The organism is Nonomuraea sp. NPDC004186, from assembly GCF_053603495.1.
Window position 1 is genome coordinate 1 of the sequence record NZ_JBSGFQ010000078.1, and the last position, 16847, is coordinate 16847.

Here is a 16847-nt window from a genome sequence, read left to right on the forward strand (position 1 = left end):
GACGCCGGGGAGCACACGGTGCCCGAGCGGCTCGACCTGCTCATCGAGCATCGCGACACCATCCGCCGCCGGATCCGTGAGCTGACCCTCTCCCTGACGGCCGTCGAGTACAAGATCGCCACGTACGGCGGCGAGACCGGGCCGGACGTCCAGACCCCCGCCATCGACCGCACGGCGCGACGGGCACTACCGGCTGGGTGAGGGAGAACGCCTGCCCCGTTCGCCGGTTGAGTGATGCGGGCGAATACGGCGGCGCCCGCGAAGGCCGCGCTCGCGGGAGTGCGAATGACACGCCTCGGTGCGCGTTCTAGAGTCGGATCATGCGGGCAGCCTTCACCCCTGACGTCATCGATCACGATGCGGCGGCCGCGTTCGTCGAGAGGTTCGAGGACGGCTGGCGGACGCCCGATCTGCGCAAGCACGAGGCTCTGTGGAGTGATCAGATCGTCCTCGTTCAGCCGCTGATGGGCACGCTGCGGGGGCGTGACGAGTGCCGCGTCGCGTTCGCCCGGCTCTTCGAACTCGTCCCGGACATTCACGCGACCGTTCACCGCTGGAGCGCCACCGACGACGCGATCTTCATTGAGTTCACTCTCAGCGGGACGTTCGGCGGCCGCGAACTGGCCTGGACGGCGGTCGATCGCTTCGTCCTTGTGGACGGGCTGATCGCCGAGCGGATCTCGTATTTCGACTCGGCTCCGCTCGCCCTGGCGATGGCCGGGCGGCCGCGCGGCTGGCGACGGTTGCTGGGAACCCGCTTCATCCCCCGCTTCCAGCGCTATGTCCAGGACCCCAACGCCTGAAACGAGGACTTCCTCCCCGGGGATTCGCGGCCGGGGAGGCGTGCCTGCGCTGGGCCGGGCCGCCGCGCCGGCACGTGCGAGACCGGGGCCATCGCTGCGGTGGAGCGACCCGACCGGGCTGCGCGGCTTCGACGGGCTCTCTTGGGAGGCGACCGCCCTGGCCCGATTCGTCGGCGAGGGCCGCACCGAGTCGCCCGTGCACATGCTGGAGGAGACCGTCTCGATCATCGCCACCATCGACCAGGCCAGAGCCCAGCTCGTAGGGTCGTGAGACCATCCGCGACCCGAGGGAGAGCCCGCCCATGACGGATCTGATCGCCGCGCTGGAGCAGCAGGAACAGGAGCTGGTTTTCGACGCGTTCGACCACGCCGACGCCTGGCGGCTGGGCTCCCGCATCACCGCGATCGCACAGGAAGCCGGGCACAAGGTCGGCATCGACCTCCGCAGGCCCGGTCTGATCCTGTTCCGCGCCGCGCTGCCGGGCATCACCCCTGACCAGGACGTGTGGATCGCCCGCAAGGCCGCGGTGGTGCTGCGCATGGAGAACAGCAGCGCCCTGGTCGACGCTCGCCTGTCCGCTGCCGGTGTGGACCCGGCAGCGGTCGGATGGCTGGGTGCGGACTACGCGGTCACCGGCGGATCGTTCCCCATCCGTGTCCGCGGGGTCGGTGTCGTCGCCGCCGCGACCGCGTCCGGCCTGTCATCGATGGAGGACCATGACCTCATCGTCGCCGGGATCCGGGCTCACCTCGCGGAGGGGGCCGGAAAGTGAGTGACGAGAAGATCCCCCAGCGGGTGCTGCGGCCTGGTCAGTCCGCGCGCATCCGCGTCTGGGAGCGTGCGACCCGCACCGTGCGTACCGTGTTCGAGTCCCGCGACCGGCTCTACGAGGCGCCGAACTGGACGACGGACGGGCAGTTGCTCGTCAACGGTGACGGCAGGCTCTGGCTCCTGCCCGCCGACGGCCCTGCTGACGGCCCTGCTGACGGCCCTGCTGACGGTTTTGCCCCGCCACGTCAGATCCCTGTGACGGGCCTGCCCGACGTCAACAACGACCACGTGCTCGCCCCCGATGGCGTCACAGTGTTCGCCTCCGCGAACGACTGGCACATCTGGGAGGCCCCCCTCGCCGGTGGGGCGGCTCGCCGAGTGACCGTCGAGGACGGGGGGATGCACTTCCTGCACGGCGTCAGCCCCGACGGGCGGCGCCTCGGCTACGTGCGCCTGGAACCGGAAGGGGACAACTGGTGGGCGTCGGCCACCATCCACACCGTCGGGCTGGACGGGCAGGACGACGTCGCGGTCACCACCGACCCGGGCCCGGCGGACGGGTGCGAGTGGACGCCCGAGGGCGAGTGGATCGTGTTCAACACCGAACAGTTCTCCACCGCCCCAGGGCACGCGCAGCTGGCCCGGGTGCGGCCGGACGGGACCGGGCTGGAGCAGCTCACCTTCGACGAGCGGGTGAACTGGTTCCCGCACGTCGCGCCCACTGGCGATGTCGCCGTGTACCTCAGCTACCCGCCCGGCACGACCGGGCACCCCGCCGACCGCCCCGTCGAGCTCCGGCTCGTGTCGGTCGACGCCTGGCAGGAGCCGGAGACGCTGGTGGCGCTGCACGGTGGGCAGGGCACGATCAACGTCCCCAGCTGGGCGCCCGACGGGTCGGCGTTCGCGTTCGTGGACTACCCCACAGGCTCCCGGAACGACCTGGAGAACCCGGCCTGAAGATCTGGCTCTAGCCTTGGGGCTCTTCCGCCGGGCAGCGGGTGCCCCGCGCGGGCACGGTCAGCGAGATCAGGTACTCGTCCATGGCGGCCGTGCTGCACTGGGTCATGCCGTAGACGCCGTGGCCCCAGCCCTCGTACGTGAGCAGCGTGGCCTTGGAGCCGAGCTGCCGGGCCACGTTGGCCGACCATTCGTACGGTGTGTCGGGGTCGTGCATGGAGGTGCCCACCAGCAGCGGAGCGCTACCCGTGTACCGCAGCCGGTGCTGCGGGTTGTTGACCGGGTGGCCCTGGCAGATCGGCATGTCGCCCATCGGCATCGGGTTGTACCGCAGGTCCGGGGCCACCGCGTTGGAGCTGCGCATCACGTCGGCGTACTCGTTGTAGTTCCGGAGCGACAGGTTGAAGTCCTCGCAGAGGATCGCGGTGGGGAGTTCGGCGAACTCACCGCCCACGGGCCCGTTGCCGGGAGGGCCCGGCATGTCATCCGGCACCGGCCCGCCGGCCAGGGCGAGGAGCACCTTGGCCTCCTGCCGCCAGGCGGGCGCCTCGTTGAGCACCACGCCCAGCCAGAGGAGGTTATGAGCGCTCACCGGGCGGTCGGTGACGCCCGGCCAGTACAGCTCGCCGCGGTCCGCCTTCTCGAGCAGTCCCTTCCACAGCGCCCGGACGTCGCGCCCATGCAGGACGCAGTCTGTGCTCCGGTCGCACCAGGCGACGAACTCGGCGAAGCTGTCCTGGACGGTGGCCGCCTCGGTCACCTGGAACGCCTTGACGTTCAGGCTGTGGTCCATGTTGCTGTCCAGCACCATGGCCCGGATCCGGTTCGGGAAGAGCTCGGCGTACATCTGCTGGGCGAGCGTGCCGTAGGAGACGCCGTACGAGGTCAGCTTCTCCTCGCCGAGCGCGGCGCGAATGGCGTCCATGTCGCGCGCCACGTTGGCCGAGTCGATGTGGTCGTACAGAGGGCCGGTGAGCTTGCGGCAGTCCGCGCGCAGCTTCTTGTTGAAGGCGACCCACTTGTCGTAGTCGGCCTGGCTGGTCATGACCGGGTACGGCATCTCGTTGTACACCGAGGCCGAGCAGGTCACCGAGCCACTGCGGGCAACGCCCCGGGGGTCGTAGCTGACGATGTCGAACCGCCGCTGGACGTCCTCGCTGAAGCCGGAGGGGCGAAGGATGTCGTTCACGCCGGAGTTGCCGGGTCCGCCCGGGTTGGTCAGCAGGGACCCGATTCTCGCGGAGGGGTCGGCGGCCTTGCGCCGGGCGAGGGTCAGGTTGACCGTGGGTCCGTTCGGGTCGGACCAGTCGACCGGTACGGCCAGCAGGCCGCACTCGACGGTGGGCTCCTCCTCACACGGCCCCCAGGTGATGCCGCGCTTGCCGATGGCATCCGTGACGTCGTCTCCGGTCACCGTCGCGTGGGCCATCGGAGCGGTTAACAGCGTCGCGAACACCACGAGGGCGGTGGCCAGCAGGGAAGTTCTTCTTGGCACAGTTCTCCTGTCGTTGATCGGCCGGCTCGGTGACCGCGGCGGTGGCACGGCCCTCGGCGAGCGCCTGGGCAGTGGCGAGCCGCCCGGTCGGGCCGTTGGCTCCAAAGATCATGAGCCTACTTTCTTCAGACTTGCGCCGCTACATCCATTTTTGCGTATCTAATATTCATTAGGAGCTGCGTAAAGTCGTAGGTCTGATGAGGCGCTGGAAGCCGGCGGCGGCCTGCCACAGTGCGCCCCTTAGGTGAGCTCACGGATGGCCTGCTCGCCCCGTGCGCGGACGAAGGTTTCGTCGAGCGGCTCGGGCGGGGCGTCGGCTCCCATCTGGCCGTGGCCGCTGTCGGAGGAGCCTACGAGACCGCTGTTCCGTTCCGCTTCCGTTCCGGTTCCGTACCGATGGGCAGGGGAGAAGCCCAGGCGCGTTATTGCCGGCGCCGCGGCGGTGGCAACAGCGACAGGAAGCCGTTGGGGCGCCTGATTTCGCTCCGGGACGGTCCGGGCGTTGGGCTCCCGCACAAGCCAGGCAGCGTCGTTCGTCGGGAGCGCCGAAGATGCCCGGACGGTGGAGGCTTACGGTTCGTTCATGCCGCATCTCGCGCTCGACGACCTGTACCGCCTCGCCATCCCTTCCGATCCCCAGGTGCGTCCCGACGGGGGAGCGGTGGCGTACACGCTGACGACCGCCGTCCGGGACTCCGACGAGAACCGCACCGAGATCTGGCTGGCCGCTCCCGGCGCCGAGCCCCGGCGCCTCGCCGCGGGCAGTGCCGCGCGGCGGTCGCCGGACGGCCGGACGCTGGCGTTCCTGCGGCCGGTGGACGGCAGGCCGCAGATCCACCTGATGCCGATGGACGGTGGCGAGCCCGCACCGGTGACCTCCGCGAAGCTCGGCGCCGGCGCGCCCGTCTGGTCTCCGGACGGCTCCCGCATCGCGTTCGCCGCCCCCGTCGGAACGGGTGAGGACGGCGGGATGCCCGACCCCAACGCCCCTGTCGTGACCGGCCGGCTCGACCACAAAGCCGACGGCGCCGGGCTGCTGCGCGGCCTGACCAGGCACCTGTTCGTCACGGACCTGGCCGGCGGCGAGACCGTCCAGGTCACCCAGGGTGACTTCCACGCGGGCGAGCCGTCGTGGTCGCCCGACGGCCTGCGCCTGGCGTTCGCCGCCGCCATGGACGCCGACCGCGACCTGGAGGCGGGCGGGGCCGCGTACGCCGTCGAGGCGGCCAAGGGTGGTGTGCCGGAGCGGCTGACGGATCCCGGCCTCATCTGCGGCGGCGTCTGGTGGCTCGGCGGCCGGCTGGTCGCCGCGGGGCTGAAGGGCGCCGTGGTGGGGCACGAACGGCTGTTCGCGCTCGGCCCTGGCGGGTGGACCGAGGTGGAGACGGCCCTCGATCGGAATGTCATGACCGGCGCCCCCGGCTACCCCGGCGGCACCCCGGCGCTGCTCGGCGAGGACCTGCTGTTCTGTGCGCGCGATGGTGGCTCGACGCATCTCTACCGTGTCTCCGACGGCGCGCCCGGCGAGCGGCTGGTGCCCGGTGAGGTCAACATCTCGGGGATCAGCACGGCGGTGGGGGCGGTCGCGTACGTGGCGGCGACGCAGCGCAGCGCGGGAGACGTCTACCTGATGACCCCAATCCCGAAAAAAGCAACGCCGGGCGAAATGTCGGATATATCTGGCGCGCCAGCGCCGGATATATCCCGGCTCACCGACTACGGCCTCGACGACGTCGAGTTGTTCACCGCCCGCCGCCGCACGTTCACCGCCCCCGACGGCACCCAGGTCGAGGGTTTCGTCCTGCGCGACGAGACCGCGCGGACGCCCGGCCCCCTGCTGCTCGACGTGCACGGTGGCCCGCACAACGCCTGGTCGCCCGTCTTCGACGGCTTCCACCTCTACCACCAGCTCCTCGCCGCCCGCGGCTGGACCGTCCTCACCGTCAACCCGCGCGCCAGCGACGGGTACGGCGAGGACTTCTACACCGCCTCCCTCGGCGCCTGGGGGGTGAGCGACGCCCAGGACCTGCTCGCCCCCATCGACGCCCTGGTCGCCGACGGCGTCGCCGACCCCGACCGGCTGGCCGTCACCGGCTACAGCTACGGCGGCTACATGAGCTGCTGGCTGTCGGCCACCACCGGCAGGTTCAAGGCCGCGATCCCGGGCGGCTGCGTGAGCGACCTGACGAGCCTGAGCGGCACCTCCGACCTCGGCCACCTGATGAAGGTGCACGAGTACGCCGGTGACCTGGCCGCCCAGTCGCCGATCACGCACGTCGCGGACGTCACCGCCCCGACGCTCATCCTGCACGGCCAGGACGACGACCGCTGTCCCGTGAGCCAGGCCGAGCAGTGGTTCACCGCGCTGCGCGAGCGCCGGGTGCCCGTCGAGCTGGTGCGCTATCCCGGCGCGAGCCATCTGTTCATCCTGAGCGGGCGCCCCTCGCACAGGTACGACTACAACGAAAGGATCATCGCGTGGCTGGAGCAATGGGTCAGCGGCTCGCCGAGCTGATCGCCGAGTACGAGGTTCCCGGCTCGGCGCTGGCGTACTGGCACCAGGGCGTGCTGCACGAGTTCGCGGCCGGCACGCTGAACGTCGACACCGGCGTCGAGGCGACCACCGACGCGCTCTACCAGATCGGCTCGGTCACCAAGGTGTGGACCGCGACTCTGATCATGCAGCAGGTCGAACAGGGCCGGCTCACGCTGGACACGCCGGTCATCGAGGTACTGCCCGAGTTCAGGGTGGCCGACCCCGAGGTCACCAAGAACGTGACGATCAGGCACCTGCTCTCCCACACCAGCGGCATCGACGGCGACCAGTTCATCGACACGGGCCGCGGCGACGACTGCGTGGAGAAGTACGTGGAGGCCTGCGCGACCCTGGCACAGAACCACCCGCTCGGCGTCACCCAGTCCTACTGCAACTCCGGGTTCGTCATCGCGGGCCGGGTGCTGGAGCAACTGACCGGCAAGCGCTGGGACGACGTCCTGCGCGAGGGCGTCTGCGAGCCGCTCGGCCTGACCCACACCTGGACGCTGCCGGAGGACGTGCTGCGCTTCCGCGCCGCGATGGGCCACGAGGACGGCAAGACCACCCCGGTGTGGGGCCTCATGCGGTCGATGGGCCCGGCCGGGCTGATCTGCGCCCGCCCGGCCGACGTGGTCGCCTTCGGCCGCGCCCACCTGGAAGGCGGCCTGCTGGAGAACCCGGCCGCCATGTGGGAGCCGCAGGTCGACATCCCCAACCCGTACACGCTGGGCAGGCAGTGGGGCATCGGCTGGATCATCGACGAGTGGAGCGGGCACAAGGTCATCTCCCACGGCGGCAACACCATCGGCCAGCACGCCATGCTGTGGGCCGTGCCCGGCACCGGAACCGTCGTCTGCGTGACCGCCAACGGGGGCCGCAGCGGCGAGTTCACCCGAGCCGTCGCCACCGAGTTGTTCGCCGAGCTCGACGGCCTGACCGTGCCGCCCACGCCGTCCCTGCCGGAGACACCGGCCGGCGTGGACGTCGCGCCGTACGCGGGCGTCTACGAGCGGGCCGGCGCCCGGATCACGGTGAGCGTGCTCGACGACGGCAAGGCCCGCCTGCGCCTGGAGGCCACCGGCGAGCTGGCCGCCCTGCATGAGCCCGAGGAGTCCGACTTCGTCCCGGTCGATGAGAACCTGTTCCTGTTCCAGGCGCCGGGCACCCGCGACTGGATGGCGGCCGTGTTCTTCGAGCTGGCCGATGGCACTCTGTACATGCACATGGGCGCTCGCGCCACTCCCAAGGTCGGCTGAGGAGAAGGACATGGACCTGCGGGATCGCCTCGCCGAGGCGGCGCGCGAGCATGGCGTGCCCGGCGCGGCCGTCGCGGTGTGGCACGACGGCGAGCTGCACGAGGCCGCCACGGGCGTGGTCAACACGGCCACCGGCGTGGAGACCACGAAGGACAGCCTGTTCCAGGTCGGCTCCACCACGAAGGTGTGGACGGCGGCGCTGGTCATGCAGCTCGTGGAGGACGGCCTGGTCGAGCTCGACCAACCGGTGGGGGAATACCTGCCGGACTTCGCGTTCGGCGGCGTCACCGTCCGGCAGTTGCTCATGCACACGGCCGGCTTCGACGGCGACGTGTTCGAGGACACCGGGCGCGGCGACGACTGCCTGGACACGTTCCTCGAGCACCTGCGCACCGCGGGGCACGTGCACGAGCCGGGCGAGCTGTTCTCCTACTGCAACGCCGGCTACTGCGTGCTCGGCGCGCTGGTGGCCAGGCTGCGCGGCGGCACCTGGGAGCAGGCGATGCGCGAGCGCCTGCTCACCCCCTTGGGTGCCACGCACGCGGCGCTGTTCGGTGAGGAGGCCGTGCTCTTCCGCGCGTCGGCGGGGCACGTCGGGCCGGACGCCACCGTCTACCCCCGCTGGCAGATGCCCCGCTCCAACGCTCCGGCCGGCTCCACCATGTGCCTGGCGCCGCGCGAGCTGGTCGCGTTCGGCCGGGCGCTGGCGGCCGGCGGCCTGGCACCGAACGGCACCCGGCTGCTGTCGGAGGAGTCGGTGGCCGCGATGCTCACGCCGCAGATCCACGTGCCCGGGGTGGGCGGCGCGCTGGCCGACCGCTGGGGTCTGGGAGTGGAGCTGTTCGGCTGGGGCGCGTTCGGCCACGACGGTGGCACGCCCGGGCAGAGCACGTTCTGGCGCGTCGTTCCCGAGTCGGGCTTCGTGATCGCGATGAGCGGGAACGGCGGCTCGTTCTTCGGCCTCATGGACGACGTGGCGCGGCCGGTCATCGAGCAGGCGACCGGCCTGACGATGCCCGCGCGGCCCCTGCCGCCGCAGGCGCCGAAGCCCGTGGACGGCGCCTCGTACGCGGGCCGCTACACCGGCCCGCAGCTCGGCTACGAGGTCGCCGCCGCCGGAGACGGCCTGGACGTCACGCTCATCCCCGGCCCGCTCATGGAGAGCATGGGCTCCACCCGCACGACCACCCGGTACGTGCACCTTCACGGCGAGTCGTTCATCGCCGTCGAGGCCGAGGGCGGCCGGCACGACGTGGTCACGTTCGTGATGCGGGACGGGACGGCCGCCTACCTGCACAACGGCCGTGCGGTGGCCCGTGCCTGACCTGCGGGAGGTGTTCGACGAAGCGGGCGTGCGGGGCTTCCTGCACGCCCGAGAGGTGGACGGCGACGCCGAGATCGGGATGGACCCAGACGAACCCGTCGTGCTCGCCTCGGTCTTCAAGATCGCGATCGCGCTGGAGTACGCCCGGCAGGCCGCCGCGGGCGAGATCGCCCGCGGCGAGCGGCTCACCGTCACCGCGGCCGACAAGGACGGCGGCATCGGCACCTCCGGCTGCCTCGACGACGTGTCGCTCACCCTGCGCGACCTGGCCCACTTCATGATCACGATGTCCGACAACGCGGCGACCGACGTGCTGCTCCGCCGCGTCGGGCTCGCCCGGGTCAACGGCACCCTCGCCACGCTCGGGTTGAGCCGCACGCGGCTCATAGGCGGGTGCGCGGAGCTTTTCCGGCAGGTCACCGAGGACATCGGTGCGGACTGGGACGCCGCCACCGAGGACGAGCTGCGGGCCATGGCCGTACGCGACCCGGCCCGCACCACCGCCGGCACCCCGCGCGAGATCACCACGCTGCTGAGCCTCATCTGGCGCGACCAGGCCGGCCCTCCGGAGGCGTGCGCCGAGGTGCGGAAGGTCATGGGCGAGCAGATCTGGCCGCACCGGCTGGCCGCGGGCTTCCCTGATGAGGTGAAGGTGTCGGGCAAGACAGGCACCCTGTGGGGGATCCGCAACGAGTCGGGCGTCGTCGAGTACCCCGACGGCAAGCGGTACGCCGTCGCCGTGTTCGTACGAAGTGACGTCATCCGGTCCCGCCTGCCCGCCGCGGACGCCGCCATCGGCCGTGCCGCCCGCCTGGCCGTCGACCGGCTCCGCTGATGTCGGTTTTCGTGGACTATCGTGACCGTGTGAGGAACCGTCCCCGTGCCAGTCTGGGACGGATCCTGCAGGACCTCGGCACCACCGTCCTCGACGTGGCGGCCTCACCCGGTGACCTCGACGCCGAGGTCACCGGCGTGCACATCTTCGATCCGCTCGACGAGCTGATCGTCCCCACGGGTGGGATCCTGCTCGCGGTCGGCGTGCGGGGCGCCGCGGAGATCTGCTCCCTCATCGAACGCGCGCCCGCCGCCGCGGGCGTCGTCGTGAAGCTGCCCGTGGACGTCGACGAGCAGGTCCGCGCCACCGTGCTGGAGACCGGCGTCGCCGTGCTCGGCCTCACCCGGGCCGCCTCCTGGGCGCAGGTCGCCGCGCTGCTGCGTTCCCTGCTGGCCGAGGCCGACCTGGCCGAGCCCGAGCAAGGGCCGCAGGGAGACCTGTTCTCGCTGGCCAACGCCGTCTGCGCGCTGCTCGACGCGCCCGTCACCATCGAGGACAGGTCGTCCCGGGTGCTCGCCTTCTCCGGCCGGCAGGACGAGGCCGACCCGGGCCGCGTGGAGACCGTCCTCGGCCGTCAGGTGCCCGAGCGCTACCTGCGGATGCTCGACGAGCGCGGATTCTTCAAACAGCTCTACCAGAGCCGCGCGCCCGTCTACATGGAGCTCGAGGACGAGGGTGTGATCAACCGGGCCGCCGTGGCCGTGCGCAGCGGCGACGAGATCCTCGGCTCGATCTGGGTGGCCGTGCGCGAGCCGCTCAGCGAGCAGCGGCAACGCGCGCTCGCCGACGCCGCCAAGATCGTCGCGCTGCAGTTGCTGCGCGAGCGGGCCGGGGCCGACACCCAGCGGCGCCTGCGCGCCGACCTGCTGTCCACCGTGCTGGCCGGCGGCGGCGACGCGCCCGAGGCGGCGGGGCGCCTCGGCATCGCCACCGCCCGGCTCTGCGTGCTGGCCGCCCAGCTCGTCCCGGACGACACCGCCGCCGATCCCGCCCGCGGCGAGAGCGATCGGCAGCGGTTCTGCGACGCGCTGGCGCTCCACGTCGCCGCCATCCACCCCAAGGCCGCCGCCTCGCTCGTCGGCTCCGTCGCGTATGCCGTGCTGCCGCTGCACTCGATAGGAGACGAGGAGGCGCGGGCCGTACGCGTGGCGGAGAGCTTCCTGGCGAGGGTCGGGCCCCGCCACGCCGCCAACATCGGCGTGGGACGCCTGGCCGCCAACCTTTCCCAGGTCGCCAGGTCGCGCGCGGACGCCGACCGGGCGCTGCGCGTGCTGGGCGCCCGCGGCACCACCGGCCAGGTCGCCGGCTACACGACCGTGCACTTCGAGTCGCTGCTGCTGCAGGTCGCCGACGTGGCCGCGGCCGAGGAGCAGACGCCCACCGGTCCCTACCAGCGGTTGCTCGACCACGACGCCGAGCACGGTACCGAGCTGGCCCCCACCCTGCGGGCCTATCTCGACGCGTTCGGCGACGTCAACGCGGCCAGTGCCCAGGTGCACGTGCACGCCAACACCTTCCGCTACCGGCTCAAGCGCCTGGTCGAGATCAGCGGCCTCGACCTGTCCGACCCCGACGCCCGGCTCACCGCGATGCTGCAGATGCGGATCTTCGGTCGCTAGCACGAGCCTTCCCGGCTTTTTCGTGTGCAGGCACATAGAACCGGATCTGCGCAGGCAGGAAGGTTGTGCACACCCCCCGTGCTCGTCTGGAGTCCTCATGACAAAACCAGCAGTCGCGGCCCTCGCCGGGCTCGCTCTGCTCACGGCCGCGTGCGGAGGCACGACGAGCGGTCCCGAGCAGGGCAAGCCGGCCACCGGCGGCACCTTCACGTTCGCGATCCCGGCCGATCCCGGCGTCCTCGACCCGGCCACGGGCGTGCTGACAGTCACCAACAACGTGCTCGTTCTGGCTTACGACACGCTCGTCTCCGTCGACGAATCAGGGAAGATCATCCCCGAGCTGGCCGAGAAGTGGGACGTCAAGCCCGAGTCGGTCACCTTCACCCTGCGGAAGGGGGTCACCTGCTCGGACGGCTCCCCGGTGACCCCCTCGAACGTGGCCGACAACGTCAACCACATCGCCGACCCCGCCGCCAAGTCGCCGATCTACGGCGTGCTGGTGCCCGTGGGCATGAAGGCGAAGGCCGACGACGCCGCCGGCACCGTGACCCTGTCCATGCCCGAGCCGTTCAGCTTCATCCTGGAGAGCACGCGGACGATGTTCATCGTCTGCGGCAAAGGGGTGAAGGACCGTGCCTCGATCGCTCGGGCCACCTCCGGCAGCGGGCCTTACCAGCTCACCGAGGCCGTCCCCGGCGACCACTACACGTTCAAGGTCCGCCGCGACTACGCCTGGGGTCCCGCCGGCGCCACCGCCAAGGACCTGCCGGAGACGCTCGTGATGAAGGTCGTGCCGAACGAGCAGACCTCCGCCAACCTGCTCATCGCCGGCTCCCTCAACGGCGCCCTCTTCAACGGTGCCGACCGGTCCCGCGTCGAGGCGTCCCCGGGCGTGACCAAACAGTCGATCACGGCTGGCAACGGCCAGTTCTTCTATCACCAGGGCGAAGACCGGCCGGCCCGCGACCCGGAGGTCCGCAAGGCCCTCACGCGGGCGCTCAACCTCCAGGAGCTGGCCGGCATCGCCTCCGGCGGCACCGGCAAGCCGGCCACCGGCCTGGTCCTGGCGCCCCGTCCCTGCCCGGGCGACTCCGTAGCCGGGCATGTGCCCGGCTACGACGCCGCGGCCGCCGCGGCCGCGCTCGACGCGGCCGGGTGGAAGCTCGGCGCCGACGGTTTCAGGGCCAAGGACGGCAAGCGGCTCAGCCTGCGCTACATGTACGCCACCACCCGCGGCCCCGGCTTCCAGGCCGCCGCCGAGTACATGGCGGAGACGTGGAAGAAGCTCGGCGTCGAGGTGAAGCTGAACGGCGTGATCGACACCAAGTTGTCGGAGTCGCTCAACGCCACCCAGGACTGGGACGTCGTGTGGCTGCCTTTCGGCGTCACCCTGCCCAGCCAGCTCGTCGGCTTCCTGTCGGGGCCGCCCGCCCCCAAGGGCGCCAACTTCGCCCACCTGGCCAACAAGCGCTACGAGGAGCTCGTCTCCAAGGCGAGCAAGCTCCCCGCCGCCGAGGCCTGCCCGTTGTGGCTGGAGTCGGAGTCGGCCCTGTTCGAAAGCGCCGACCTGGTGCCCGTGGTGGACAGCACGGCACTGCTGGCCGGCAAGGGCGCCACGTTCCGCACCACGGCCGGGAGCCTGGTGCCCACCTCGATCCGCCTCACGCAAGGAGACTAGTGAGCGTCCCCCGGACCACGCGGCGCCCGGGCAGCAAGGCGGGAAGCATGACCGTGCGCAGGACGCTGCGTACGGCCGTGCGCCGGATCGTGCGGTTCGCCGTGTCGCTGGCGGCGCTGCTGGTGGCGCCGTTCGCGATGATCCACCTCATCCCGGGCGACCCGGTGCGCGCCTCGCTCGGGCCGGCCGCCCCGATCGAGCTGATAGAGGCCCGTACGGCCGCGCTCGGTCTCGACCGCCCCCTGCCTGAGCAGTTCATCACGTACGTCGGCCACGTCCTGACCGGTGACTTCGGCACGTCCTTCCTGACGGGGGAGGCGGTGGGCGACGTCATCGCGGCCCGCCTGCCGAACACCCTGACCCTCGCCCTCCTGGCCACCGCCGTGGCGCTGATCGTGGCGGTGCCGCTCGGGATGTGGGCCGCCGTACGCACCGAGAACGGCCGCAACCGCGGCACCGACCTGGCCTTCGGCACGGTCACCGGCACCGCCGTGGCCGTGCCCGAGTTCCTGTACTCGATCGCGCTGGTGGCCGCGCTGGCCGTCGGCCTCGGCTGGTTTCCGCCCGCGGGCAAGGCCGGGCCGCTCACGTACGTGCTGCCCGTCGCAGCCCTGTCGGCCGGGCCGATCGCCATGATCGCCCGGATCACCCGCGTCGAGACCCTGCGAGAGCTGGGCACCGACTACGTGCGCCTGGCCCGCGCCAAGCGGCTGCCCGCGGCCCGGCTCCACCTGCGGCACGTGCTGCCCAACACGCTCACGGCCACCCTGACCGTGGGCGGCCTGCTGCTGACCTCGCTGATCGCGGGCAGCGTCCTGGTCGAGTACGTCTTCGCCTGGCCCGGACTCGGCCTGAAGATCGTCGAGTCGATCACGCAGAAGGACTACCCGGTCGCGCAGGCCGTGATCCTCGTGTACGGCGCCATCGTGCTGGTCGTGAACCTCGTCGTGGACCTGGTGCTCGGCGCGCTCGATCCCACCTCGGAGATCAAGGAGGTCTCGGCCTGATGCGGGCCAGGACGGCACCGGACGGCCCCCGGGCCGTGGACGGCCACGCGAAGAAGGGGCCGAGGTCCCGGGGCGGCCTGTGGCGCAGCGCCCCGGCGCTGATCGGCGGCGTGCTGGTGCTGCTCATGGCGGTGCTGGCCGTGGCCGGGCCCATCATCTGGGGCGAGGCCGCGGAACGCATCGACGCCGGCGCCATCCTCCAGGGCGCCTCCGCCGAACACCCGCTCGGCACCGACAACCTGGGCCGCGACCTGCTCGCCCGGGTCCTGGTGGCGGGCCGTTACTCGCTGGCCCTGGCGCTGGCGGCCACGCTCATCGGCGCCGTCGGGGGCACCCTGCTCGGCGCGCTCCCGTCCGTGCTGCCCCGCCGGGCCGCCCGGATGGTCACCGGCACGGTCAACGCGCTGGTGGCCTTCCCCGGCCTGCTGCTGGCCATGTTCACGGCGGTGGTCACCGGGCTCGGCGCGCGTGGTGCGGTGCTCGGGATCGGCGTGGCCATCGCGCCCGGCTTCGCGCGGCTCACCCAGACCCTGGCCGCCTCGGTCTCAGGCGCCGACTACGTGGCCGCGGCCCGCATGCTCGGCGTGCCCCGCCGCCGCATTCTCGCCCGGCACATTCTGCCCAACATCGCCGAGCCGCTCATCCTCAACCTCGCCCAGTCGCTCGGCGGCGCGCTGCTCGGCCTGGCCGGCATGTCGTTCCTTGGCCTCGGCGTGCAGCCACCGGACTTCGACTGGGGGCGCCTGCTGTTCGACGGGTTCGCGCGGATCTACGTCACGCCCGTGGTCGCGGTCGGTCCAGCGGCGGCCGTCGCGCTGGCCGGCATCGGCTTCAACCTGCTGGGCGACACCCTGGCCAGGGCCGCCGCCCGGTCCCCGGCCGGGCAGCGCGACAGCGTCCGCCCTGAGCCACCGGAACCGGCCGGGCAGCCGGACCCGGACGCCGTCCTCGAGGTCCGCGACCTGACCGTCTCGTTCCCGGGTGGTTCGATTCCCGTACGCGAGCTGTCGCTGACCGTGACGCCGGGGGAGATCGTCGGCCTGGTGGGAGAGTCCGGCAGCGGCAAGAGCCTGACCGCCGCCGCCATCGGCGGCCTCGTTCCCTATCCCGGATCAGTGACGTACGGCCGGCTGGTCCTCGGCGGCGCCGACGTCGCCACCATGTCCGGCAAGGAACTGGGCACCGCGCTCGCCATGGTGTTCCAGGACCCGATGGCCTCGCTCAACCCCGCGCTGAAGGTCGGCGGCCAGCTCGCCGAGGTGGCCGTCGTGCACCAGGGCGCGAGCCGCGCGGATGCCCGCCGCCGCGCCGTCGACCGGCTGCGCCACGTCCAGCTGCCCGACCCCGCCAAGCACGCCGTCCAGCATCCGCACGAGCTGTCCGGCGGCATGCGCCAGCGCGCGGTCATCGCGATGGGCCTCATGGGCACGCCACGCCTGATCATCGCCGACGAGCCCACGACCGCCCTCGACGTGACCGTGCAGCGGCAGATCCTGCGGCTGCTGCGCGAGGTCGTCGAGGAGACGGGCGCGGCCCTGCTGTTCATCTCCCACGACATCGCCGTCGTCGGCGAGCTGTGCGACCGCGTCGTCGTCATGTACGCGGGTCGGGTGGTCGAGGAACTGTCCGCCGACCGGCTCGCCGACGGTGCCGCGCACCCCTACACCAAGGCGCTCATCGCGTCCCTGCCCGACCTCGACACCGACCGGAGCCGCCCGTTGGCCGGCATCCCCGGCACCCAGCCGGCCCCGGCGCAGGTCGGCGCGGGCTGCGCGTTCGCCGGCCGGTGCTCGCTCGCCACCGAACAATGCCGGACGGAACGTCCCGAACTCGTGGTCCATGGCCCGCGGCAGCGGGTCGCCTGCTGGGAGGTCACCTCGTGAGGATCGAAGGGCTGACCGTGCGCTACGGCGGCTTCACCGCGGTCGACGACGTCACCCTGGAGATCCCCGACGGCCACGTCGTCGGCCTCGTCGGCGAGTCGGGATCGGGCAAGTCGTCGCTGGCCAGGGCCGTGAGCGGGCTCGTGCCCTACACGGGCGGGATCGAGGGAGCGCCACGGATCCAGATGGTGTTCCAGGATCCGTACGCGTCGCTGGACCCGCGCATGACGATCGGCGAGACGGTCGGGGAGGGCATCGAGAAGCGCCGCCGTGCCACGGAGGTGCCGCGGCTGCTCGGTCTCGTCCAACTGCCCGCCGAGCTGGCCGGACGTTACCCGCGCGAGCTGTCGGGCGGTCAGCGGCAGCGGGTGGCGATCGCCCGTGCCCTGGGCGGCGACCCCGCCCTGCTGGTCGCCGACGAGATCACCGGCTCGCTCGACGTGTCGGTCCAGGGGGCCGTGCTCAACCTGGTCCGCGGGCTGCGCGACGAACTCGGACTGTCGATGTTGTTCATCTCGCACAACCTGGCCGTCGTCCGGTACGTCGCCGACACGATAGCCGTCATGCACCACGGCCGGATCGTCGAGCACGGGCCCGCCGAGCAGGTCGTCGGCGAGCCGGCGCATGACTACACGCGCGCGCTGCTGGCAGCGGTGCCACGGCTCAGAGGGTGATCCACGCG

General features: G+C 71.8%; 14 protein-coding genes and 1 pseudogene. 14 read left to right on the plus strand and 1 reads right to left on the minus strand.

The features are described 5' to 3' along the window. From ACWEPL_RS44100 to ACWEPL_RS44120, 5 genes and pseudogenes are all read left to right on the plus strand, one after another. Positions 1–201: pseudogene (locus ACWEPL_RS44100) on the plus strand (hypothetical protein); the annotation flags it as partial. A gap of 119 nt (positions 202–320) precedes the next feature. Continuing rightward, a complete protein-coding gene (locus ACWEPL_RS44105; protein WP_452439713.1) occupies positions 321–803 on the plus strand; it encodes a nuclear transport factor 2 family protein in 483 nt (160 codons plus the stop codon). Positions 804–843: 40 nt separating this feature from the next. Beyond that, entirely contained in the window at positions 844–1074 is a 231-nt protein-coding gene (locus ACWEPL_RS44110; protein ID WP_452439714.1) for a hypothetical protein, read from the plus strand. Between the two features lie 31 nt (positions 1075–1105). Beyond that, the gene (locus ACWEPL_RS44115; protein ID WP_452439715.1) at positions 1106–1576 is read left to right on the plus strand and encodes a heme-degrading domain-containing protein; all 471 of its coding nucleotides are present in this window, start codon (positions 1106–1108) and stop codon (positions 1574–1576) included. Then, positions 1573–2532 (plus strand): TolB family protein, encoded by a 960-nt coding sequence (locus ACWEPL_RS44120; protein WP_452439716.1) that lies wholly within the window; start codon positions 1573–1575, stop codon positions 2530–2532. Before ACWEPL_RS44115 ends, ACWEPL_RS44120 begins: the two co-directional genes overlap by 4 nt. A gap of 10 nt (positions 2533–2542) precedes the next feature. On the opposite strand, the gene ACWEPL_RS44125 is transcribed toward ACWEPL_RS44120, so the two are convergent. Beyond that, positions 2543–4027: an alpha/beta fold hydrolase gene (locus tag ACWEPL_RS44125; RefSeq protein WP_452439717.1), complete on the minus strand. Its 1485-nt coding sequence runs from the start codon at positions 4025–4027 to the stop codon at positions 2543–2545. Between the two features lie 583 nt (positions 4028–4610). Between ACWEPL_RS44125 and ACWEPL_RS44130 the strand changes: the two genes are divergently transcribed. The 9 genes from ACWEPL_RS44130 to ACWEPL_RS44170 all read left to right on the plus strand — a co-directional run bounded on the left by ACWEPL_RS44130 (position 4611) and on the right by ACWEPL_RS44170 (position 16839). After that, positions 4611–6542 (plus strand): S9 family peptidase, encoded by a 1932-nt coding sequence (locus ACWEPL_RS44130; protein ID WP_452439718.1) that lies wholly within the window; start codon positions 4611–4613, stop codon positions 6540–6542. Next, on the plus strand, positions 6506–7819 hold the full coding sequence (locus ACWEPL_RS44135; RefSeq protein WP_452439719.1) for a serine hydrolase domain-containing protein: 1314 nt from the start codon (positions 6506–6508) through the stop codon (positions 7817–7819). Before ACWEPL_RS44130 ends, ACWEPL_RS44135 begins: the two co-directional genes overlap by 37 nt. 10 nt (positions 7820–7829) lie before the next feature. Next, positions 7830–9143 (plus strand): serine hydrolase domain-containing protein, encoded by a 1314-nt coding sequence (locus ACWEPL_RS44140; RefSeq protein WP_452439720.1) that lies wholly within the window; start codon positions 7830–7832, stop codon positions 9141–9143. After that, a complete protein-coding gene (locus tag ACWEPL_RS44145) occupies positions 9136–9978 on the plus strand; it encodes a serine hydrolase (protein WP_363985341.1) in 843 nt (280 codons plus the stop codon). Before ACWEPL_RS44140 ends, ACWEPL_RS44145 begins: the two co-directional genes overlap by 8 nt. Positions 9979–10007: 29 nt before the next feature. Continuing rightward, the gene (locus ACWEPL_RS44150; RefSeq protein WP_452439721.1) at positions 10008–11597 is read left to right on the plus strand and encodes a PucR family transcriptional regulator; all 1590 of its coding nucleotides are present in this window, start codon (positions 10008–10010) and stop codon (positions 11595–11597) included. Positions 11598–11694: 97 nt separating this feature from the next. Continuing rightward, positions 11695–13275, plus strand: coding sequence for an ABC transporter substrate-binding protein (locus tag ACWEPL_RS44155; protein WP_363985337.1), 1581 nt, complete (start codon positions 11695–11697; stop codon positions 13273–13275). Between the two features lie 47 nt (positions 13276–13322). Continuing rightward, positions 13323–14282 (plus strand): ABC transporter permease, encoded by a 960-nt coding sequence (locus tag ACWEPL_RS44160; protein ID WP_452439722.1) that lies wholly within the window; start codon positions 13323–13325, stop codon positions 14280–14282. Beyond that, on the plus strand, positions 14282–16165 hold the full coding sequence (locus tag ACWEPL_RS44165) for a dipeptide/oligopeptide/nickel ABC transporter permease/ATP-binding protein (protein WP_363985333.1): 1884 nt from the start codon (positions 14282–14284) through the stop codon (positions 16163–16165). Before ACWEPL_RS44160 ends, ACWEPL_RS44165 begins: the two co-directional genes overlap by 1 nt. Then, entirely contained in the window at positions 16162–16839 is a 678-nt protein-coding gene (locus ACWEPL_RS44170; RefSeq protein WP_355211588.1) for an ABC transporter ATP-binding protein, read from the plus strand. The genes ACWEPL_RS44165 and ACWEPL_RS44170 overlap by 4 nt, the downstream gene beginning before the upstream one ends. Positions 16840–16847: the final 8 nt, after the last annotated feature.